The sequence below is a fragment of the Bacillus sp. MT(2024) genome (genome assembly GCF_036362845.1).
Classification (GTDB): domain Bacteria; phylum Bacillota; class Bacilli; order Bacillales; family Bacillaceae; genus Bacillus; species Bacillus velezensis.
Genome location: NZ_CP143632.1, coordinates 1,639,845 through 1,661,591, shown reverse-complemented (window position 1 = coordinate 1,661,591; position 21,747 = coordinate 1,639,845). Strand labels below are relative to the sequence as shown.

18 protein-coding genes are annotated in these 21,747 nt (G+C 46.2%); all 18 read right to left on the bottom strand.

Annotation, left to right across the window (positions count from 1 at the left end; translation table 11 throughout):
- Nucleotides 1-71: 71 nt before the first annotated feature.
- The gene (locus VP472_RS08380) at nt 72-3,191 is read right to left on the bottom strand and encodes an MMPL family transporter (RefSeq protein WP_146276794.1); all 3,120 of its coding nucleotides are present in this window, start codon (nt 3,189-3,191) and stop codon (nt 72-74) included.
- Complete coding sequence (locus VP472_RS08375; protein ID WP_003154157.1) at nt 3,191-3,646, bottom strand: MarR family winged helix-turn-helix transcriptional regulator; 456 nt, start codon at nt 3,644-3,646, stop codon at nt 3,191-3,193. Before VP472_RS08375 ends, VP472_RS08380 begins: the two co-directional genes overlap by 1 nt.
- Before the next feature lie 106 nt (nt 3,647-3,752).
- Complete coding sequence (locus tag VP472_RS08370) at nt 3,753-4,982, bottom strand: bacillibactin exporter BcbE (RefSeq protein ID WP_071391824.1); 1,230 nt, start codon at nt 4,980-4,982, stop codon at nt 3,753-3,755.
- 111 nt (nt 4,983-5,093) lie between these two features.
- Entirely contained in the window at nt 5,094-5,819 is a 726-nt protein-coding gene (locus VP472_RS08365) for a GntR family transcriptional regulator (protein ID WP_015388224.1), read from the bottom strand.
- A gap of 124 nt (nt 5,820-5,943) precedes the next feature.
- Nucleotides 5,944-8,304 (bottom strand): FtsK/SpoIIIE family DNA translocase, encoded by a 2,361-nt coding sequence (locus VP472_RS08360; RefSeq protein ID WP_146276792.1) that lies wholly within the window; start codon nt 8,302-8,304, stop codon nt 5,944-5,946.
- Nucleotides 8,305-8,438: 134 nt separating this feature from the next.
- A complete protein-coding gene (locus tag VP472_RS08355; RefSeq protein WP_003154161.1) occupies nt 8,439-8,648 on the bottom strand; it encodes a YlzJ-like family protein in 210 nt (69 codons plus the stop codon).
- Entirely contained in the window at nt 8,645-9,382 is a 738-nt protein-coding gene (locus tag VP472_RS08350; protein ID WP_025851243.1) for a ClpP family protease, read from the bottom strand. The genes VP472_RS08355 and VP472_RS08350 overlap by 4 nt, the downstream gene beginning before the upstream one ends.
- Before the next feature lie 115 nt (nt 9,383-9,497).
- Nucleotides 9,498-11,165, bottom strand: a complete 1,668-nt coding sequence (gene rnjB, locus VP472_RS08345; protein WP_003154163.1) for a ribonuclease J2 — start codon at nt 11,163-11,165, stop codon at nt 9,498-9,500.
- A 178-nt stretch (nt 11,166-11,343) separates the two neighbouring features.
- Nucleotides 11,344-12,213 (bottom strand): 4-hydroxy-tetrahydrodipicolinate synthase, encoded by an 870-nt coding sequence (dapA, locus tag VP472_RS08340; protein WP_003154166.1) that lies wholly within the window; start codon nt 12,211-12,213, stop codon nt 11,344-11,346.
- Nucleotides 12,214-12,243: 30 nt separating this feature from the next.
- Nucleotides 12,244-13,458 (bottom strand): aspartate kinase, encoded by a 1,215-nt coding sequence (gene dapG / locus VP472_RS08335; RefSeq protein WP_025649453.1) that lies wholly within the window; start codon nt 13,456-13,458, stop codon nt 12,244-12,246.
- A gap of 88 nt (nt 13,459-13,546) precedes the next feature.
- Entirely contained in the window at nt 13,547-14,587 is a 1,041-nt protein-coding gene (gene asd, locus VP472_RS08330) for an aspartate-semialdehyde dehydrogenase (RefSeq protein WP_003154169.1), read from the bottom strand.
- Nucleotides 14,588-14,721: 134 nt separating this feature from the next.
- Nucleotides 14,722-15,312: a dipicolinate synthase subunit B gene (gene dpaB / locus VP472_RS08325; RefSeq protein ID WP_007409809.1), complete on the bottom strand. Its 591-nt coding sequence runs from the start codon at nt 15,310-15,312 to the stop codon at nt 14,722-14,724.
- 2 nt (nt 15,313-15,314) lie between these two features.
- Complete coding sequence (gene dpaA / locus VP472_RS08320; RefSeq protein ID WP_017417790.1) at nt 15,315-16,205, bottom strand: dipicolinic acid synthetase subunit A; 891 nt, start codon at nt 16,203-16,205, stop codon at nt 15,315-15,317.
- Between the two features lie 156 nt (nt 16,206-16,361).
- Nucleotides 16,362-16,619, bottom strand: a complete 258-nt coding sequence (locus tag VP472_RS08315) for a YlmC/YmxH family sporulation protein (RefSeq protein ID WP_003154176.1) — start codon at nt 16,617-16,619, stop codon at nt 16,362-16,364.
- 78 nt (nt 16,620-16,697) lie between these two features.
- Entirely contained in the window at nt 16,698-17,933 is a 1,236-nt protein-coding gene (locus tag VP472_RS08310) for a M16 family metallopeptidase (protein WP_070081831.1), read from the bottom strand.
- A gap of 39 nt (nt 17,934-17,972) precedes the next feature.
- Nucleotides 17,973-18,932, bottom strand: coding sequence for a polysaccharide deacetylase family protein (locus VP472_RS08305; RefSeq protein ID WP_146276790.1), 960 nt, complete (start codon nt 18,930-18,932; stop codon nt 17,973-17,975).
- A 112-nt stretch (nt 18,933-19,044) separates the two neighbouring features.
- Entirely contained in the window at nt 19,045-21,168 is a 2,124-nt protein-coding gene (pnp, locus tag VP472_RS08300; RefSeq protein ID WP_071391827.1) for a polyribonucleotide nucleotidyltransferase, read from the bottom strand.
- Between the two features lie 174 nt (nt 21,169-21,342).
- The gene (rpsO, locus tag VP472_RS08295) at nt 21,343-21,612 is read right to left on the bottom strand and encodes a 30S ribosomal protein S15 (RefSeq protein ID WP_003154182.1); all 270 of its coding nucleotides are present in this window, start codon (nt 21,610-21,612) and stop codon (nt 21,343-21,345) included.
- Nucleotides 21,613-21,747: the final 135 nt, after the last annotated feature.

Sequence of the window (21,747 nt, the reverse complement as noted above, 5' to 3'; positions counted from 1 at the left end):
AATTATATCAACTGGAGGATTTATAAGGAAACAAAAAACCTCTGCCCGAAAACAGGCAGAGGCATTGTACGTTATTTTTTCAAATTGAAAGGCCACCAGTTGGCTCTTCCGAATATTTTCACCATGACCGGTACAAAAAACGGAAGGACGACAATTGCGTACATGAGAAGGCCTGTTAATACCACGGTTGCAATCTGTAATAAGGAAAGAACGCCTGACGGCAGCATGGCCGCAAAGGTTCCCGCTAAAATAATCGCCGCAGAAATGATGACGGAACCCATATTTTTCATACTGCTGATCATTGCGGGCCCCGTTCCTTCTTTTTTCAGCTCATTAAAGCGGTCCATTAAAAAGATGGAATAATCCACACCAAGAGCCATCAAAATAACAAAGCCGAAGAACGGTACGGCCCAGTTTACGCCCGGATACCCGAAGAAGTGTGTAAAGATGTATTCCGTCACGCCGATGGATGCGAAATACGTCAGTACGAGCGACGCCACTAAATAAACAGGCATAATGAGAGAGCGCAGCATTATGATGAGAATCAGAAAAATTCCCGCCAGCATAAACATTGCCGTCCGTTTGAAGTCTGAATCCGATACTTCTTTCAGATCGGCATTCATGCTGGAGACTCCCGAAACGCCGAAAGAGGCATTCTTCAGATCCGTGTTCGGAATGGCTCTTTTTACGCTCGCTTTGATCGCTTGAATATCTTGAATGGCCGTATTTGAGTAAGGATTGTTATCAAGAACGACGGTCAATTCTGTCGTTTTTCTGTCATCTGACATGTACGTATTAAACACGCTTGTGAAATCACTGTTTGTCAACGCGTCTCTCGGCACAAACCAGCCTGTCATTTCTTTATCTGACGCCTTGTGAAGCTCACCTAGGTAATCATTCGCCCCCATCATGCCGCTTGATACTTTCTTAAGCCCTTTTACACTATCGTTAAGGCCTGAAGAAAGATCGCTGAGCCGGGAAGAAAAATCACCGAGACCGCTCTTCATTTTTTTCTGACCCTCCGCGAGCTGTCCTGCCGCCGATTCAAGGCGCGGCATTTGTCCTGCAAGAGCCCCCTGTCCGTCTGACACTTGCTGCAGACCGTTTTCAATACTGGTCAATCCATTGATCATTGCGTTAATTTGAGTGTCAATCTTCTTCTGAGCGGCTGCCAGCCGGGCAAATTGTTTTTCAGCTTGCTGCAGATGATCCTTTTGACTGTCGACCTGTTTAGAAAACGCTTCTGCATCCGCGTTTGCCTTGGAAACGGCTGACTGTACACCCGTAAAGGCCGATTTGATTTCTTTGTAAGAGGGATCGGTTTTGACTGACGGTATTGACGCTTCCAATTTTGCAAACGGCAGCCGGGCAAGCTGCTTGTTCAAATCGGCAAGCTGTCTGCTGGCTTCATCTTTCATCGGCAGGACGGTTTTTACCAATTTTAAAGCGTTTTGCGTTTCTGAAGCGAGACCGCTGTTTTGTTTGAGCTGTGAAGTCAGCATTTGTTTTTGCTCTTCAATCTGATTTCTCATCCGGGCGACGCCGGCTTTATTCTCATTCACGCCAGCCTGCAGTTTATTCAGGTTTTCTCCTATATCAGAAAGCCCGGATTTCAGAGACAATGTTCCGTTAATAAGCTGATTGACGCTTTTCCCCGACTCTTCGATCTGCGGCTGTGAATCAGCTAACGACTTTGCGGCATGCCCTAATCCGTCCGTGATTTTTTCAAGTCCTGTATTGCCTTTATCAAGCCCTTCTTGAAGCTGCTTTGCCTGATTTGTGACAAATAATTGATTCAATCCGTTTCCGGCAGGGCGCGTGGCGCTTCTGACCGTTTTTACACCCTCTGTTTTTTCAAGTTCTCTGCTGATTTTTTCGATATCAATCAGGTGTTTTTCGGTATTTAATGGCTCATCATTTTTGATGACGACTGTGGCCGGAAGAAGTTCTCCCGGGCCGAATGCGCCTGAAATCGTATTAAACGCGCGGACGGATTCATATTTGTCCCCGATTTCGTCAAGGCTGTTGTAAGATAGCGATCCTTTGTAAAGAAGGATAGGCGGGACGGTGAATACCGCAACGATTGCAAGACTGATGAGCGGCCTTTTAAATGAAAACCGCCCTGCCGTTTCCCATGCTTTGCTTTGAGGATGGGAAATATCGCCCTTAACAGGCCAAAACAGTCTTTTTCCTAAAACAGCCATAAAAAACGGCACGATCGTCATGAGCGCAAGCAGCAACACCGCGACACCGACCGCAACGGCGGCTGCCGACTGATACAGCTTAAATGTCGCAAATCCGATGCAGGCAAATCCGATCAGCACCGCACCGCCGCTGTACAAAACCGTCTTTCCGGCCGTTTTGTAGGTGACGACGATCGCTTCTCTTATATCAGCGCCATGCGACAGTTCTTCTTTAAATCTGCTGAGAAGCAGAATGCAGTAGTCTGTACCGATTCCGAACATAATCGCAACCATGAAAATCTGCGTAAAAGTTGAGAGCGGAAAATTCAGCTGGCCGACTAAAAATGCGACAATCGACTGGCTGACTAAATAAGATATCAATACAGATAAAAGCGGCACAAACGGAGCGACCACTGACCGGAATACAAGGATCAGCACGATCAGGATAAAAGCGACCGTTATATATTCAGTCTTTTTCAAGCCGTCCTGTGAGCTTTTTAACACATCTTCGTCGATCAGCGACTGGCCTGTAATGCTGTATGATACGCCGTACGGTTTTAGCTCTTTATCAATTTTATTTTTTATTTCGAGGATATCGTTTTTGGATGTATCAAGCTGCAGCTGAACGAGCATCGTTTGTCTGTCTTTTGACAGCAGCTGTTTTTTGATGTCGTCATTTTTCTCCCCGAAGTATGAAGTCACCGTTTTAATCTGAAGCGCTTTTTTCTGTTCAGACAAAGTGCTGACGGCTTCTTCCAGACGATCTTTTTTGTCTGTCATTAAGCCTTTTTCGTGAAATACGATGACGGCAGAAGAAGACGGTGCATCTGAATCAGACATTTCATCAAGCAATTCATGGGCATAAGAAGAGGAATATCCGTCCGGTACGGAAATCTGCCCTTTCTCCCGTGTCAATTCAGCCATATCAGGCGCTGTAAGCATAAATATCACCGTTGCGGCGATCCATAACGCGGCGATGATCCAGCGGGCTCGGATAATGTTTTTCATTATGTCTGCTGATCCTCCTCTGTCATCATCAATCGATATAATTTTTCATATGTATTAACGAACATCTCCGCCTCGTCTTCATCAAAATACATAATATATGAACGGACGAGTTCCTCAATCCGCCGCTCCACACGGTGAAATACTTCCGTCCCCTTTTCCGTGACATTTAAAAGTATGCTCCGGCGGTCGCTTTGGCTGCGTTCTCTATTGATGTAGCCTTTTTCATACAGGCGGTTCGTCATCGATGTAATGGCGCTTTTGTTGACGTGGCACACCGCGGCCAGTTCAATTGATTTGCAATCCGGATTGAGCATAATATAGCGGAGTATGTAATATTGATCCAATGTCAGCTCTTTGTTCACTTTTTCAGCGATAATGCTGTCAATTTTTTTTAAGACGTGCAGGTATACATCGGAATAACGCTGAATCAGCTGCTTTACTTTTTCTTCATGCACCTTTTCCCCCTCCTTCCAATAGTTAAAATGTTTAACTATTAAAAAGGATAACGACTTGACGGTATCATGTCAATCTTCAAAATAAAATAAAAAAAGACAGTGCAGATTACACCGTCTTTAATGATTCCTTTTTTTCTTTTTCTTGTGATGAGATATTTAACAGCGCTAAAAATACAGACACAATGCCGCAAAAAGCGGATAAAATAAAAATCAGCCAGCCTGCATTTGACATCAGGGCAGCAAAGATCGGCGGTCCCGCCGCTACTCCGATAAACCGCATGCTGTTATAAAATGAGGTGATGGTTCCCGATTCCTCGTTGTCTACGCCTTCTGTGATGACAGCGTCTAATGCCGGTAATGCTATTCCGATACCGATACCGCTGACACACAAAAAGATAAATAATAAATAAAAACTGTGATTCCACCATAGGCCGATAAACGACAGTGTCACGGCACTCATTCCGAAAACAATGCAAAACTTCATTTTGCCTTGGTCTTTCCCGATTTTTCTGCCTGATATATATGAACTGACGGATAGAAATAAAAGCGGGATTGCCAAAAGCGCTCCTTTAGCCACACCGTCAATTCCGTATTTCTTCTCCAGTGAGTCTGATAAATAAAAAAGAACCCCGAACAGCAAAAACATAATCACGCAGCCGATGATAAATACCGTAAAGAGCCAGCGTCCGTCACGCTTAAATATGCGGCCGACATTTTTCACAAATTCGGAAATAGAAGGCGCTTCTTTTTGTTTCTCCGGCTTTGCCACCAAAAACAATACGAGAAAAAAACTGATGAGCGAAAAAAACGGAATGAACCAAAACGGCATAAACCAAAACCATGCAGCCAAGAGCGATCCGAGAATCGGGCTTAATACTTTCCCGGCCGTGTTTGACGTCTCAATGTCGCCGAGCCCCGCGGTAATCCGCTCATCATCCCCTTTGAATAAATCACCGATAAACGGCATCACTACAGGAGCCGCCCCTGCCGAACCGATTCCTTGCAGCACCCGTCCCGCCAAAATAATGGGATAAGGATGCTTGAACGCGGTGGAAGCTATCGCGGCAAGCGCTCCGCCCGCACCGGCTATGAGAAGACAAGGCAGAAGAACCTTTTTTCTTCCGAATTTATCGGACAAATATCCGGCAATCGGAATACAAATAATCGCCACAATCGAATAGACCGTTATAATTAACGATACTTGAAAAGACGATATGGACAGCTTCTTTTCAATCATCGGAAGCACAGGAATCAGCATGGAATTCCCGAGTGTCATCACGAGCGGTACAGAAGCCAGAGCAATGATATTTTTTGTTCCATTTTTCTTCTTACTCAACTTATTCACCCATTCACTATACTTGGTTGTTTCCTGTTTTATTGTGCCTTGCGGAAAACAAAGTATGTATTGAAGCGGCAAATAAAAAAACAGACACATGACGCGTCTGTCTTAAAAACGTTTTCTTACAACATGAAAACTGAACTTATCAGCCCGGAAATAATTTAATGAATACAGCACAGGTTCATCATTCTGATTATAGTGGGTTTGCTTCAGCAATAAAAGCGCCGTCTCCGGCTCGCATTCCAAAACCGGTGAAATCGTATCGTGATATCCGATCGGTTCGATATCAGCAACGGCATAGCTGATCACAGACCCAGAGTTTTTTTCCAAAAGATCAAAAATAGATTCCTGTTCATGACAGAAAGAATTCGGCAGAATGTGCATCGGAATCGTATCTAAACAGTAAACGACCGGAGTGCCGCTTGCCGTTCTCACGCGTTCCAAATAAAAAAGCTCCTGCTCAGGCTCAAGCCGGAATCTAGCGATATCTTCATCAGACGGCGTGATGACCTGAGACGACAAAAAAATCGTACCCGGCACCATGTTCGCCTGCTGAATCATTTTCGTCACGCTGTTGAGCTGTTCAATACCTGAAAGAAACAGCGGTTTTGTATGGACGAAAGTGCCCACACCGTGCCTTCTGATAATCACATGCTCCTCTTCAAGGATACGCAAAGCTTCACGCAGAGTTGCCCGGCTGACACCCATAGATTTTGAAAGCTCAAATTCAGAAGGAAGCTTTTCCTTTTCGGTGTAAATTCCGTTTTGTATATCCTCTTTGATTCGCTCAATCACTTTTAGGTACAAGTGACGATTGTCAGCTTTTGTAGACATGTTTCCCCTCCGTAAACCACTTTCATAAATTATTGAACAATTGGGACAACTATATCATGTTTTAATAAAAAAATAAATAGGAATGATTTTGGTGATATCATTTTCAGTGAAAACTCTCTCCTTTTTAAGAAGAGAGCTCATCATATTGTTCCTTAGATAATAGTACTTCCCTCGGTTTGCTTCCTTCATACGGCCCGACGACGCCCCGTTCCTCCATTGCGTCAATCAGACGGGCTGCTCTCGTATATCCGATTCTGAACCGCCTTTGAAGCATGGAGACTGATGCCGTCTGCATGCCGATAATCAAATCGACCGCTTCGTCATAGAGATCATCCGTTACTTCACTGTGTGTTTCCGACACTTCTTCCGGAATCATCTCTTCTTGATACTGCGCTTTTTGCTGCGTAATCACATGATCGACGACATGCTCAACCTCTTCATCCGATAAAAATGCTCCCTGGACCCGGACAGGCTTATTCGCGCCTACAGGCAGAAACAGCATGTCTCCGCGCCCCAGAAGCTTTTCAGCGCCGCCCATGTCTAAAATTGTCCGTGAATCGGTCTGAGATGAAACACTGAAGGCAATTCTTGACGGAATGTTGGCTTTAATAACACCGGTAATAACGTCAACTGAAGGCCGCTGAGTCGCGATAATCAAATGAATTCCCGCCGCCCGCGCCATCTGTGAAAGTCTCGTAATTGAATCTTCCACGTCGGACGAAGCGACCATCATCAGATCGGCAAGCTCGTCAACGATGACGACGATGTACGGCAGCTCAGGCTGCTTGACTTCTTCTTCGGCATTTGACCGCTTAATATGGTCGTTATAGCCTTCTATATTTCTCGTACCCGTATGGGAGAACAGCTCATAGCGGCGCTCCATCTCATTGACGACCTTTTTCAAAGCCTGCGAGGCCTTTTTCGGATCTGTCACGACTGGCGCAAGCAGATGAGGAATGCCGTTATACACATTCAGCTCAACCATTTTCGGGTCAATCATCATCATCTTCACTTCATGCGGTTTGGCCCTCATCAGAATGCTCGTAATAATACCGTTGACACAGACGCTTTTTCCGCTTCCCGTTGCCCCCGCTACGAGCAGGTGGGGCATTTTGTTCAGTTCGGCAAGCACGGCTTCCCCGGAAATATTTCGTCCCAAGCCGATCAGAAGCTTCGCGTCCGGCTTGTCATTGAGCTTGGATTCAAGCACTTCTTTTAACGAAACCATCGCAACTTCAGCATTGGGCACCTCGATGCCGATTGCTGATTTACCCGGAATCGGCGCTTCTATCCGGATATCCTTGGCGGCAAGCGCGAGCGCGAGGTCATCGCTCAGATTCACGATTTTACTGACTTTGACCCCGACGTCCGGATACACCTCATATTTTGTGACCGCCGGGCCGAGATGAACTTGGGTCACTTTCGCCTTTACCCCGAAGCTTTGAAAAGTCCGTTCGAGTTTTCTTGCATTCTCGTAAATGTTTTTCTTATCGGTCTGCTGGCCGGTATGTTTCGGGTCAGCCAGAATATCCAATGAAGGCATTTGATAATCTTTATTTTCAAGCTCTGTAAACGTCATCGGCGGAGCGGCAGCCGTTTCGTCACTGTCTTGAGCGCCGCCGGAAGGCTCATCTTTTGCCGCTTGCGCCGTCTCCTGCGTTTTTTCCGGAATCAGCGGTTCGACGCGTTCTTCCTGACGGTCTGAAAAGCTTGAAATAATCGGCTCTGAATGGATGATCGGCGAAATGATTTCCTCATCCTCTTCTTCGGGCTCAGGCATTTCTTTTTTCTTTTGAACCCGTTTTTGTTTTTTGCCCGATTTGGTTTTTGTTTTCGGCGAAGACATATTCGTTCTGACCGTCTTCATATCCTCAAGAAATGCCTGCCATTGACTGCGGATAAACCGGCCGACGGGGCTCGTCCACTTTTTGAGTGTTTCCTGCAGTGAACGCCCCGTTACAAGAATCAGCCCCATTAAGATCAGCACGATCGCCATGATCTGTGAACCCGTTGATGCAAATAAAAAGTGGGAAGCTGCAAACAGTACCGCGCCGATCATGCCGCCGCCCAAATCAGGGGAAGCAGCCTGCTGTTTCATGTCAATCATAAACAGCTCCCACGTGTTGCCGATGACACTTGCCGACCGAATCGACCCGTGATGAGACAGATTTTTAAAGAGCTGCACGTGAGACAGCAGCAAAATACTGGCGATAATACAGTACAACCCTGCCTTTCTTCTCGTTAAAAGGCTTGGACTCTTCTTTTTCCAAAACAGCGAAATTCCGAGAAGGAAGAGCGCAATTAAGCATAAAATAAACCACTCTCCGGCAAAAAAACGGAACAAGTACACAAATGTCTGTCCCACAACGCCGAGCTGCAAAACAGCAATAATCGAGATTGCAACACAGAGCAGTCCGCTTAGTTCGTATTTTACATTGAGCTTACTCTCTTGTTTCTTTTTAGATTTCCGTTTTTTCTTTGCCACACTCATCACCTTACTGCGTTAAAAAATGTAAAATCATACATCATGAAGAAAAGCAGCCTTTTGCCGGCTGCATTTTTCTGTAGGATTCCCCTATTATAGCATATTTTGCCCCCGAGAAACGGACTGAATGCCGGTTAGATTTTCAGCTTGATTTTTTGTCCCGGAGCGATGTCCGGATTCAGAAAATCCATCGGGTTCGTACTTAAAATCTGTACGACTTCAGCTTCATTTCCCTTCATCTCAACTAGCAGCGGCACACCGGCGTAATCTACCTGTTCATGCACGCTTTGCTCTATATCCTGACCGTAAACGACTTCTTGGGGCATGACGGTATAAAGGATCATTGAATCATCCTTCCTTCCTCGCCCTTTCGTTCCTCAATCAGCTGATTCAGCTTTTTTATCGCCTGTCCGACGCCGCCCACGTCATCAATTAGTCCGTAATCAGCCGCATCTTTGCCGACTACGTTCGTTCCGATGTCCCTGGTTAAGTTTCCTTTTGAAAACATCAGCTCTTTGAATTTTTCTTCGGAAATATTTGAATGATGGGTCACAAAGTTGACAACCCGCTCCTGCATTTTATCCAGGTATTCAAACGTTTGCGGAACACCGATAACCAGACCTGTAAGCCGAACGGGGTGAATGGTCATTGTCGCTGTCTCCGCGATAAAACTATGATCACATGACACGGCGATCGGCACACCTATGGAGTGGCCCCCGCCGAGTACGATTGAGACGGTCGGTTTTGATAAGGATGCGAGCATTTCCGCAATCGCAAGCCCCGCTTCCACATCGCCTCCGACGGTGTTTAAGATGATCAGAAGTCCTTCGATTTTCGGATTTTGCTCAATGGCGACGATTTGCGGAATGACATGTTCATATTTGGTTGTTTTATTTTGCGGCGGGAGCTGGACGTGCCCCTCAATTTGGCCGATGATCGTCAGGCAGTGAATATTGGTATCTTGGGACATTTGCGGCAGAGATGTCTCTCCCAGCTGCTGAATTTTGCTCATAATGCTGTCTTTCGCATCTGATTTTTCGGGCTGCTGTTCCTCGGTGTTTTCCATACGATGATCCATTTTATCTTTCACCCTTTCCGAATGTCTCTTTGTATTATGAACAAAGATGATGATTTCCATCCGGGACATGAACAAAAACAAAGCCGGAGCATGATGCGCTCCGGCTTTGTATACATTATACTTCCATAATGATCGGAATGATCATCGGCTTGCGTTTTGTTTTTTCATAAAGGAATTGATTCAGCGCATCACGCATTGCTTGTTTCAGCGTGGACCATTCTACGGCAGATGTTTCCGTCGCTTCAGTCACGATAGAGCGGACGAGCTCAGTAGCTTGTACAATTAACCCCTCTGATTCTCTGACATACACGAAACCGCGCGTAATGATCTCAGGGCCTGAAACAAGGTTCTTCTTCTGCTTATCGAGTGAAATCACGACGATGAGAATGCCGTCTTGTGACAATAAGCGGCGGTCTCTCAGCACGATGTTGCCGATGTCGCCGACTCCGAGGCCGTCAATCAGAACGTTTCCGTATGTGACTTTATCCCCGATTTTCACATTCTGGCCGCGGAATTCAACGACGTCACCTTTTTCAATCAAGAAAATATCGCTGCGTTTCATGCCGATCTCTTCTGCGATTTTGGAATGCGCTTTTTGCATTCTGAATTCACCGTTAACCGGAATTAAATATTTCGGTTTCAGCAAATTAAGCATGAGTTTCAATTCTTCCTGCGAACCGTGACCGGACACATGCACTCGTTTTTGGGCGAAAATGACTTGAGCGCCGGCGCGGGCAAGCAGGTTGACGGTTTTGGAATATATCAATTCATGCCCCGGAATCGGTGTTGATGCAATGACAACGGTGTCTCCTTCTTCAATGTTAAGCTGCTTGTGCGCCTGCTTGGCCATCCGCGTAAGAGCGGCCAGCGGCTCACCATGGCTTCCGGCTGTAACAATTGCCACGTCCCGCTTCGGATATTTTTTCACATCCTGCACAGGAATAAACATTTCATCTTCGGCTTCAATATAGCCGAGTTTGCGCCCAAGCTGAAGCACGTTTTGCAGATTTTTTCCGGCGATTGCAAGTTTGCGGCCGTTCTGGACGGCAGCCTGTATCACTTGCTGGATCCGGTTGATATTAGACGCGAATACAGCAATGATGACACGGTTTTCTGAATTGTTCATCGCATCGGAAATTTCACCGCTTACATATGCTTCTGACGGAGTATACCCCGGGCGCTCCGCATTGGCGCTGTCAGAAAGCAGGGCGAGCACGCCGCTGTTTCCGATTTTGGCAATTTCGCCAATATCACATGATTGGTGATATGCAGGCGTCTGGTCAAATTTGAAGTCTCCCGTGCATACAATAGAGCCAAGTGATGTTTTGAAGCTGACTCCCACTGAATCCGGAATACTGTGAATCGTTTTAAAGAACGATACTTTCGTTGATTCAAATGTAATGACTGATTTAGAGTGAACTTCACGTAAATCAGCTTTTCGATTATGCCCGTACTGCTTGAGTTTTTCTCTCAGTAATGCAAGCGTAAGCTTCGTTCCGTATACCGGCACCGACAGCTTGTTCAATAAATAAAAGACGCCCCCGATGTTTTCATCGTGCCCGTGTGTCAGAAAGATGGCCTTCACGCGGTCAGCCCGTTCTACTAAGTAGGAAATATCCGGAATGACAACATCAATACCGAGCATTTCATTTTCAGGGTGCATCAGCCCTGCATCCACTACAAATATGTCTGAGTCAATTTCAATGACATATAGGTTCTTCCCAATTTCTCCGACGCCGCCAAGGGCGATAATTCTGACGTTTTCTGTATTTTTCTTTTTCAAAATCTGTATCCTCCTAGTCTCATACCCGTCCATCATCACTTGTTCCTATTATAACTGATATCAATTTTAGAAAACAAGAAGAAGCGGAAGGTTTAGGGAAAACCAATATGTATACAAAACGGTCAAACTCACGATAAAAATGAGAATGACCGCGTATTTCAACTGTATAAATTTTTTCTTACAGTTCGCTGATGACGCTGCTCAGGCTCAGACGTTCATCTTCATTCAGCGGGATAAGAGGAAGACGCACAGATCCGACATCAAGGCCTTTCAGCTGCAGCGCCGTTTTGACCGGAGCCGGATTAGGCGCTTTAAAGAGCTCCTTCATGATCGGCAGAAGCTTCTGATGAATCAGTGCCGCGGTTGCCGTCTGCCCGTTCGTATAGTTTTTAATCATCTGCTGCATGTCAGAACCCACGATATGGCTGGCCACTGACACGACTCCTCTTCCGCCGACTGCAAGAATAGGAAGCGTTAACCCGTCATCACCTGAATAGACGTAAAAATCTTCCGGTGTTTCGGCAATGATTTTCGTAATGGCATCAAGATCGCCGCTCGCTTCTTTAATCGCAGAGATATTCGGAATCTCCGCAAGTCTGATGGCCGTTTCCGGCGCAAGCGAAGCGACCGTTCTGCCCGGCACGTTGTAAAGCATCACAGGAAGAGACGTTTCTTCAGCTATGGCTTTAAAATGACGGTACATCCCCTCTTGGGAAGGCTTATTATAATACGGCGTGACAAGCATAACGCAATCGACGCCGGCTTCTTCAGCTTTTTTTGTCAGTTTAATGGAGTCTTTCGTATTGTTGCTTCCCGTACCCGCAATAACAGGCACGCGTCCGTTCACTTCTTTGACTGTAAATTCAAAGAGTGCAATTTTTTCTTCCGTTGAAAGTGTCGGAGATTCGCCGGTCGTGCCTGCGACGACTAAAGAATCCGTGCCGTTTTTCAACAAATAGTCGATTAATGTAGACAGTTTTTGAAAGTCTACATTCCCTTTACTGTCAAAGGGGGTAATCATCGCTGTAGATATATTTCCGACATTCATTTTTTTCACCTCATCATGATTCAATCACATTTACTTTGAAAGTTCAAACACTTCATGCAGCGCATTTACGGCCGTTACCATATCTTTTTCATGAACGAGCACCCAGATCGTCGTATGGCTGTCGGCAGATTGCAGAATCGGAATGCCTTTATCAGAAAGTGCGGAGACGATTTTTGACGTGACACCCGGAACACCCATTATTCCGGCGCCGACCGCTGACACTTTCGCACAGCTTTCCGTCACTGTCGGTTCATATCCTAATTCAGCCAAAATGCTGCGCGCGGCTTCCGTTTTACTGCCGGCTACGGTATATACGATTTCACTCGGCGTAATGTTAAAGAAATCTACACTGATTCCGGCATTTGCCATTGCTTTAAAGACTTCAGTCTGAACGTTGTATTGCCCCATTTTGGCGGGAACCTTAAATTGCGTCACATCTTTCACATGTGCGATCCCTGTGATCAGCCGTTCGAATACATCGCTGCCGACGTTGGACGAATGATGGGACGTCACCAAAGTGCCTTTGTCTTTTGAATAAGTGGAGCGCACGCGGATCGGCACCTTTGCCTGCATGGCGATTTCCACCGCGCGCGGATGAATGACTTTCGCGCCTTGATAAGCAAGGTTGCAGATTTCCGTATATGTTACATTCGGAAGCGGCTTAGCATTTTCCACGATTCTCGGATCGGCTGTCATAACGCCTTCCACGTCCGTAAAAATGTCGATAAACTCAGCATCAACCGCCGCGCCGAGCGCCGCCGCTGATGTATCGCTTCCTCCTCTGCCGATCGTCGTCGTGTCGCCTTTTTCAGTCGCTCCCTGAAACCCTGCGACAACGACGGCATCATGGCTGGCGAGTGCAGCGAAAAGCCGCTCTGTTTTCATTTCTATAATTTTGGCGTCAGTATGCTGGGCATTGGTTAAAAAGCCGGCCTGGGCTCCTGTTAAAGCTGCGGCTTTTATGCCGTTTTCCTTCAGCATGCTGGAAAAAACAACGGACGAAATCGTTTCTCCGCAAGACAGAAGCATATCCTGCTCTCTCGGAGAAATGTCGGACTGGCTGCCGTAAAGGAGCCCGATTAAAGAATCTGTCGCGTACGGGTCTCCTTTTCTTCCCATCGCCGATACGACAACGACAACCTTATAACCTTCACTTATGGCATCTTTAATGTGTGCTAGCGCAAGCTTGCGGCCTTTGTCATCTTTTACGGATGTTCCGCCGAATTTTTGAACTATGATCTTCACTATTTTCACTCCAAATTAGTCTGACGTAACAGAAGAGAGCAGGCAGAGCCTTACTCTCTTCTGTTCGCCTATAGAAAATACGTTTGTTTTATACGAGGTTCAGTTTTTGCAGGCTTTCCGCGATTTGAACTGAGTTCCAAGCGGCGCCTTTTAACAGGTTATCAGAAACAACCCACAAATGAAAACCGTTTGCTCTGTCCAAATCTTTCCGGATTCTTCCTACAAATACATCGCGTTTGCCGACGCAATCAGCAGGCATCGGGTAAAGCTGCTCCGCCGGATCATCCTGAAGCGTAACACCCGGAGCTTCTTTTAAAAGCTGTTTAATATCTTCAACGGTTGCGTCATCACGGTCAAGCTCAATGTAAACAGATTCTGAGTGCCCTGTTTCAATCGGCAGTCTGACACATGTCGCAGCCACTTCCAGCTTCGGCATATGCATGATTTTTTTCGTTTCATTAATCATTTTCATTTCCTCAAACGTATAGCCGTTGTCTTGGAATTTATCAATTTGCGGAATGGCGTTAAATGCGATTTGATAATGCTTTTTGTCGCCTTTAACCGGCATAATGGACGGTTCTGCGGGTTCATTGTTTAAAATCGCCTTTGTCTGGCTGTACAATTCTTTCGCCGCTTCATTGCCGGCTCCGGAAACAGCTTGGTAAGTAGATACAATGACTTTTTTCAAACCGTACGCTTTGCGGATCGGTTCAAGCGCAGCCACCATCTGAATCGTTGAACAGTTAGGATTGGCGATAATGCCGTTATGTTTGTGCAGATCACCTTCGTTCACCTCAGGCACCACGAGCGGTGTATTTTCGTCCATACGGAATGCGCTCGTATTGTCAATCACGATGGCTCCCCGTTTTACAGCCTCAGGCGCCAAGCTTTGTGATACGCTTCCGCCGGCGCTGAATAACGCGATATGAACGCCTTCGAAGCTTTCAGGAACAGCTTCCTGCACTGTATATTCTTCGCCTTTAAACGTTACTTTCGTACCAGCAGAACGCTTTGAGGATAGTAGTGTGAGTGTTTCGATTTCAAAGTTTCTGTCTTCCAGTGTTTTCAGCATTTGCTGTCCTACGGCTCCCGTCGCTCCGACAACTGCTACGTGTAATCCTCTTCCCATCTGTAAAACTCCTTCCGCCAATTAAGCATCATTTGTTGAATTGACTTTGCATTTTACGTTTTATTTTACCATAGAATAGTCACGGATTGACCGAATTTTTTTATTCCGGAATGATTTTCTGTCATCATGATTTTTTATTCATGATGGTGTACGAGCACCGGCTGAACCTGCTGGTGCAAAAGAGCTTTTTCTACCGTAATCGGAAGGAGATCCATTCTGGCGACGAGCGATGTCGGTTTTTTCACGTGGTCATCCTGGCCGAATGGGATGAAATATATGTTTTTTGCGGACATCAGCCTCATTAAATTCGTTCCGTTTAAACCGAGTCCGTCATTTGTCGAAATTCCGAGCACGACCGGGCGGCCGTTGCGGATCGTGGCTTTCGCAGCCATAAGGACGGGGCTGTCAGTCATCGCATTTGCGAGTTTGCTCATTGAATTTCCGGTTAAAGGGGCGATGACCATGCAGTCGAGCGGAAGTTTCGGCCCGAGAGGCTCTGCTTTTACGATGGAATCAATCGCCTCAAAGCCTGTTGCTTCTTCAATTTTTCTGACCCAATCTCCCCCCTCCCCAAAGCGGGTATCGGTCGATTGAACGGTTGACGTCACGACCGGCCGGACTTCAGCTCCTTGACTGATAAGCGCCTCTATTTGCGGAAAAACTTCCTCATATGTGCAATGCGAGCCGGTTAATCCGAATCCGATTCTTTTCCCTTTCAGAGACATGGCTATTTCCCCTCTTTCTTTAAGTCTGCCAAAAGCTTGCTCAATACGTTCGCAATAATCTGTCCGGCTGTTTTCGGAGCCACAATTCCCGGAAGACCCGGAGCAAGCAGCGCTTTAATGCCTTGTTTTTCAGCATATTTGAAATCCGTTCCGCCCGGACGGGATGCTAAATCCAAAATCAAGGTCTTCGGCGTCATGCGCGATAAAACGCTTTGATTCAGAATCAAGCTCGGTACGGTGTTAATGCAGATATCAATATCATTTACATGTTCAGTAAGCTCTTCAAGTTGAAAAGGAAAAAGCCCCATTTCCGATATACGGGCTAAATGAGCCGAACTCCGCGCGCCCACTTTTACTTTCGCCCCTAACGCTGCAAACGTCCGGGCGATCGTCATACCGGTGCGCCCCATGCCGAGAACGGCGACATTTGATCCGTGAATGGTATAATCCGTATGCTGAATCGCCATCATGATTGTTCCTTCAACAGTGGGAATCGAGTTGAATATCGCGATGTCGTCCCGCTCAAATAATTTCACAAGCTTACGGCCGGCTTCGCTGGCGATCCCCTCAAGATATGCATTGGAGATGCCTGAATAAATGACGCAATGCTCCGGTGTCCGCTCAAGATAGCTCTGCTTTAATACCACTTCTTCATTTGAAAAAACCGTGGAAACAACGCCTTCTCCGGTCGTTGCCGATACAGGCAGGATGATACTGTCTATTTTTTGAAAGGGAATCTCATCAATTTTGCATTTGACGGTTCCTGTAAAACCGTCATCCAATTGGTCAAACCCTGCAAGATAAATATCGGCATGCTGTTCTGTCAGCTTTCTTATAATCTCAAGCTGTCTTGCGTCACCGCCAATGATCGCAATTGTTAATCCGGTTAACATCTGAAACGTTCACCTTCTTTACAGTTACTGGATCTTTTAAGTGTCATCCTCCTCTTCATCGTATGTGCAAAGAGAAAGGGCGGTGAATGTACAGCGTCTTTTTCATGAAAAAAGCACCGGCTGTATGAGCCGGTGCTTGCAAAAAATGAATAAGATCTACTCTTCGGGAGGCGTGATCTCCCCCGGAACGTCTAAAATGATCATGTCTGACCCGATTTTTTGGATATGGTTCCAGGGGACGCGGATGTCGTGGCCTTGTTTTCGCAATCCGAACCATTTTACCGTCGGTATCAACAGCGCGGTAATTTGTCCGTCCTGTTCATTAATTTCCAAATCGGTCTGGCCGAGCACGCCGAGCCGCTCTGCACGTTTAATATCCACAATTTCTTTACCTGACAGTTCACTGAGCCTCATGATAGCCACCCCCTTGTACTATATGACCCGGAGCAAAAAAAAATGCCTGCCCCGTATAGAGGCAGACTGCTTTGCAGCTTAAGACGAGGCCGGTATATTGCCGCTCGGGCTGATGAGCGATAGTGCGTAATCATCCGTAAATAAGCGGCGGCTGAGGCCGTTGACGCTTTCCAGGCTGACCGCATTTAGTTCAGCGATAATTTCATCCATGGTCTTATGCTTTCCGAGCAGGAGTTCGTTTTTCCCGTTCCGGCTCATTTTGCTGTTTGTGCTTTCTAAGCTGAGCATTAAGCTCCCCTTCATTTGCTCTTTGCTGTTTTCCAGCTCTTTTGGAGTGATACCGTCACGTTTTAGAACCGATAACGTTTCCTGAATGGTTTCAGACAGAAGTCCGAGCTGATTCGCGCCGGTGCCTCCGTAAATCGTCAGCATACCGCTGTCTTCATAGGAACTGTGATAGCTGTATACAGAATAGGCCAGTCCTTTATCTTCGCGCACATCCTGGAAAAGACGGCTGCTCATGCTTCCGCCGAGCACGTTGTTTAAGACGATCAAATCGTAAATGTCCGGATCTCCGACTTTCAGGCCTTTGAAACCGAGACAGAGATGCGCCTGTTCGGTGTCTTTTTTTCTGGTCAGCTTTTCATAATGAAACTCAGGCTCGCTGATGCCGCTTGCTTTGCCCTTCGCTTCGTATGTACCGAACCATTTCTCCACGTCTTTAATGAATTGTTCCGTTACATTTCCGGCGACAGAAATGACGACGCGGTCCGGCGTGTAAAAGTCATCCATATGCTGTCTGAGAGAATCGCCGTTAAACGACGAAAGCGTTTCCTCCGTCCCGAGAATCGGGTATCCGAGCGAATGATTGCCGTATGTCGCTTTGCTCAGCAGATCGTGGACAATGTCATCCGGCGCGTCTTCATACATTTTGATTTCTTCATATACGACGTTCTTTTCTTTTTTGAGCTCATCTTCGTCAAAAGCAGAATGAAAGAACATATCAGCCAGCACATCAAGTGCGTAGTTTGCATGCTCATCCAGCACTTTGGCGTAATAGCACGTATATTCTTTTGAAGTGAAGGCATTCACTTGGCCGCCTATCCGATCGAAGGATTCTGCGATTTCACGTGCGGACCTGGTATTTGTTCCTTTAAAAAACATATGCTCAAGAAAGTGCGAAATACCGTTTGTCTCCGGCGTTTCATGACGTGATCCCGTCCCGATCCAGACGCCGATTGCCACAGACCGCACCGTTGGATTATTTTCAAGCACAACTCTTACACCGTTTTGGCATGTATAGCGTTTTATCAAGTCTGTTCCTCCTATTCAAAGACAGGCAACTGCCGCCTGCTACTTCATCAGCCTGTTTTCATCCATTAAGTCAGACACTGAGCCGAGCGCGTAGCCTTTTTCCTTGATTTTTGCAATCAGTGTATCCAGGCTTTTCGCAGTCGGATCAGTCGGATGCATTAAAATCATGGCTCCGTTATGTATTTTGCTCAACACCCTTGTTTGTAAAACAGCGGGAGACGGTTTTTGCCAGTCAATGGTGTCAACGGTCCACATGATGGTGCCCATTCCTTTTTCCGCCGCAAGGTCGACCACGGCTTTTCTGAAGCTGCCGCTTGGCGGCGCAAACCATTTCGGCTTCATGCCGAGCGTCTCGCTGATTTGTGCATTGGTTTTGTCAAGCTGTTCGGAAATGCTTCCTGAAGTCAGTTTGCTCATATCAGGGTGATTGTATGAATGATTTCCGATTTCATGTCCGTCTGCCGCTATTTTTTTCCCCAGTTCCTGATTGTTTTTCAGCCATTTCCCTTCAAGAAAGAAAGTTGCTTTGACCTGGTGCCGCTTCAGAATAGGCAGCATTTGCTCCACGTATTCATTTCCCCAGGCGACATTTATCAGGAAAGCGACCATCGGTTTGTCGGGATTTCCTTTATAAATGGGTTCGGGCGCGAGAGAATCAAGATGGACTTTCGGCTTTACCTGCTCATAGACAAGGTCGTCTTCGTGAAATTCTCCGTCCTTTTTCATTTGTTTATAGGATTTTTCCACATTGACTTTTAAACCGTTATATCCCGGTATACTCTTCCATATTTTGTCAATCCGCGCGTCTTGCGGCTTCACTTCATACTCTGACGCTTTTTGCAGTAATTCTTCATAGAGCGGATCTTTTGATGCTGACACAGTTACCGCGTCTTTTTTCATTGCGTCTATGTAATCAACTGTATACGGGTTTTTTAACATTTCAAACGAAACAAAAAAAAGAAATAAAAAAACGGCAAACGGCACGAATTTTTTCAACATGTCCTTCCCCCCTCATCACACATTATGTATGAGGAGGACAAGGTAGAACCCGTCTGTTGTCTTTCTCAAAATAAAGAAGCCGGGTCTCCCAGGCTCCTTGTTAGGTTTTCATTTAAGATTGTTGTTGTTCCTGTTCTTTTTCTTTCTCTTCGCGCAGCACTGCTTTACGCGACAGATTCACTCGTCCCTGTTTGTCAATTTCAGTTACCTTCACAAGGATTTCGTCACCGATTTTCACAACATCCTCAACCTTGCCGACCCGTTCGAGCGCTAGTTCAGAGATGTGAACGAGACCGTCTTTTCCGCTGAAGATTTCAACAAAAGCGCCGAATTTCTCAATCCGTTTCACTTTACCGAGGTAAAGTTGGCCGACTTCGACTTCTCTGACAAGATCTTCGATAATTTTTTTCGCTTTTTGGTTGCTGCTTTCATCAGTAGAAGAAATAAAGATGGTGCCGTCTTGTTCAATGTCAATTTTAACACCGGTATCTTCAATGATTTTGTTGATTTGTTTACCGCTCGGTCCGATAACGTCACGGATTTTATCCGGATTAATGGTCATCGTTAAAATTTTCGGCGCATATTGAGAAAGTTCTTTTCTTGATTCACCAAGCGTGCTGAGCATACTGTCCAAGATTTCCATTCTTCCTTTTTTCGCCTGCTGAAGCGCTTCTTCAAGAATTTCTCTTGAAAGGCCTTCAATTTTAATGTCCATTTGCAGCGCTGTCACGCCTTTTTCCGTGCCGGCTACTTTAAAGTCCATGTCACCGAGGGCGTCTTCCATCCCTTGAATATCGGTTAATACCGTATAGTACTCGCCTGATTTCACAAGTCCCATCGCGATACCTGCAACAGGGGCTTTAATCGGAACACCTGCGTCCATCATGGCAAGCGTACTTGCGCAGATGCTGGCCTGTGAAGTGGAACCGTTTGATTCAAGCACTTCAGATACGAGGCGGACCGTATACGGGAAGTCTTTTTCATTCGGAATGACCGGCTCAAGCGCACGCTCTCCAAGAGCACCGTGACCGATCTCACGGCGTCCCGGTCCGCGCATCGGGCCTGTCTCCCCTACGCTGAACTGCGGGAAGTTATAATGATGCATAAAGCGTTTTGACTCTTCCACGCCTAAACCGTCAAGAATCTGAACGTCTCCAAGGGCGCCTAATGTACAAACGCTGAGCGCCTGCGTCTGTCCTCTCGTAAACAGACCGGATCCGTGTGTTCTCGGCAGAAGGCCGACTTCTGAAGAAAGCGGGCGGATTTGATCAACGCCGCGGCCGTCCGGACGGACTTTTTCTTCTGTGATCAAACGGCGCACTTCGTTTTTCACGAGTTTAGACAGTGTCTGTTTCACTTTTTTAATCGTATCTTCATCATGCTCTTCTTCTTCGAATTTCGCGACAACTGCATTTTTCACTTCATTGATCGCGTCTTCGCGAGCATGTTTTTCGTGAACCTGAATGGCGCTGAGAAGATCCGGCTCCGCAAGGCTTTTTACTTTTTCGCTGAGCTCTTCGTCAATTTCATACAGTTCGATCTCTGTTTTCTCTTTGCCGACTGCTGCGACGATTTCTTCTTGGAATGCGATCAGGCGCTTGATTTCTTCGTGACCGAACATAATCGCCTCAAGCATGATTTCTTCAGGAACTTCATCCGCTCCGGCTTCCACCATGTTGATGGCATCTTTTGTGCCTGCAACGATGAGGTTGATATCACTTTTTTCAAGCTGATCAACCGTCGGATTGATGACGAATTTCCCGTCAATGCGGCCTACCGTCACACCCGCGATCGGGCCTTCAAACGGGATATCGGAAACGCAAAGAGCGAGTGATGAACCGAACATTGCAGCCATTTCAGATGAGCAGTCCTGATCAACACTCATGACAATGCTGATGACCTGTACTTCGTTACGGAATCCGTCTGCGAAAAGCGGGCGGATCGGACGGTCGATCAGACGGCTGGCTAAAACAGCCTTTTCACTTGGACGGCCTTCTCTTTTAATAAAACCGCCCGGAATTTTACCTACTGCGTATAATCTTTCTTCATAGTTAACGGTAAGCGGGAAAAAATCTAGCGGTTTCGGTTCTTTTGATGCGGTTGCTGTGCTGAGCACTGCAGTATCGCCGTAGCGGACCATGACAGCGCCGTTTGCCTGTTTGGCAAGCTGGCCGGCTTCTACTGTAAGCTGTCTGCCGGCCCAATCTATGGTAAAGACATGTTTCTCTTGTCCCATTCGATTACGAGCTCCTCTCTTAATGTGTGAAATAATCAATTACTCCTATTATGAACGAAATGAATTGAACATATCAATGTCAAAGTAGTATGTAAAAGGATTTCATTGTTTTTTTATTATTATTTTTTTCGCTTTAATACGATAAAAAAGCGGGAATCCTCCCGCTTTTTACGATTATCGACGTAAGCCTAGTTTGTTAATTAACTCACGGTAACGAGTTACGTCTTTATTACGCAGATACGTAAGAAGATTACGACGTTTACCTACCATTTTAAGAAGACCGCGACGTGAGTGGTGATCTTTCTTGTGAGTACGCAAATGCTCGTTCAAGTTGTTAATTGAGTCTGTTAGGATAGCGATCTGAACTTCTGGAGAACCAGTATCAGATTCGTGTGTTTTGAACTCGCTGATGAGTTGATTTTTACGCTCTTGAGTAATTGCCATCCTGTTTCACCTCCATATCATAATTAGCCCCAGTTACCTAGCAACCGTCGGTGACTTCGGATTGCCAAGCAATGGTTTTAAGACTACGAAACATATGATACTAAAAATCGCGCCCATATGCAAATCTTTTAGAAT

What these genes read in the sequence shown, in the direction of transcription:
- VP472_RS08380 (WP_146276794.1), bottom strand. Translation starts at nt 3,191, where the DNA reads ATGAAAAACATTATCCGAGCCCGCTGGATCATCGCCGCGTTATGGATC.
- VP472_RS08365 (WP_015388224.1), bottom strand. Translation starts at nt 5,819, where the DNA reads ATGTCTACAAAAGCTGACAATCGTCACTTGTACCTAAAAGTGATTGAG.
- VP472_RS08355 (WP_003154161.1), bottom strand. Translation starts at nt 8,648, where the DNA reads ATGATCCTTTATACCGTCATGCCCCAAGAAGTCGTTTACGGTCAGGAT.
- VP472_RS08350 (WP_025851243.1), bottom strand. Translation starts at nt 9,382, where the DNA reads ATGGATCATCGTATGGAAAACACCGAGGAACAGCAGCCCGAAAAATCA.
- dapA (WP_003154166.1), bottom strand. Translation starts at nt 12,213, where the DNA reads ATGAATGTCGGAAATATATCTACAGCGATGATTACCCCCTTTGACAGT.
- asd (WP_003154169.1), bottom strand. Translation starts at nt 14,587, where the DNA reads ATGGGAAGAGGATTACACGTAGCAGTTGTCGGAGCGACGGGAGCCGTA.
- dpaB (WP_007409809.1), bottom strand. Translation starts at nt 15,312, where the DNA reads ATGTCTCTGAAAGGGAAAAGAATCGGATTCGGATTAACCGGCTCGCAT.
- dpaA (WP_017417790.1), bottom strand. Translation starts at nt 16,205, where the DNA reads ATGTTAACCGGATTAACAATTGCGATCATTGGCGGTGACGCAAGACAG.
- VP472_RS08315 (WP_003154176.1), bottom strand. Translation starts at nt 16,619, where the DNA reads ATGAGGCTCAGTGAACTGTCAGGTAAAGAAATTGTGGATATTAAACGT.
- VP472_RS08305 (WP_146276790.1), bottom strand. Translation starts at nt 18,932, where the DNA reads ATGTTGAAAAAATTCGTGCCGTTTGCCGTTTTTTTATTTCTTTTTTTT.
- pnp (WP_071391827.1), bottom strand. Translation starts at nt 21,168, where the DNA reads ATGGGACAAGAGAAACATGTCTTTACCATAGATTGGGCCGGCAGACAG.
- rpsO (WP_003154182.1), bottom strand. Translation starts at nt 21,612, where the DNA reads ATGGCAATTACTCAAGAGCGTAAAAATCAACTCATCAGCGAGTTCAAA.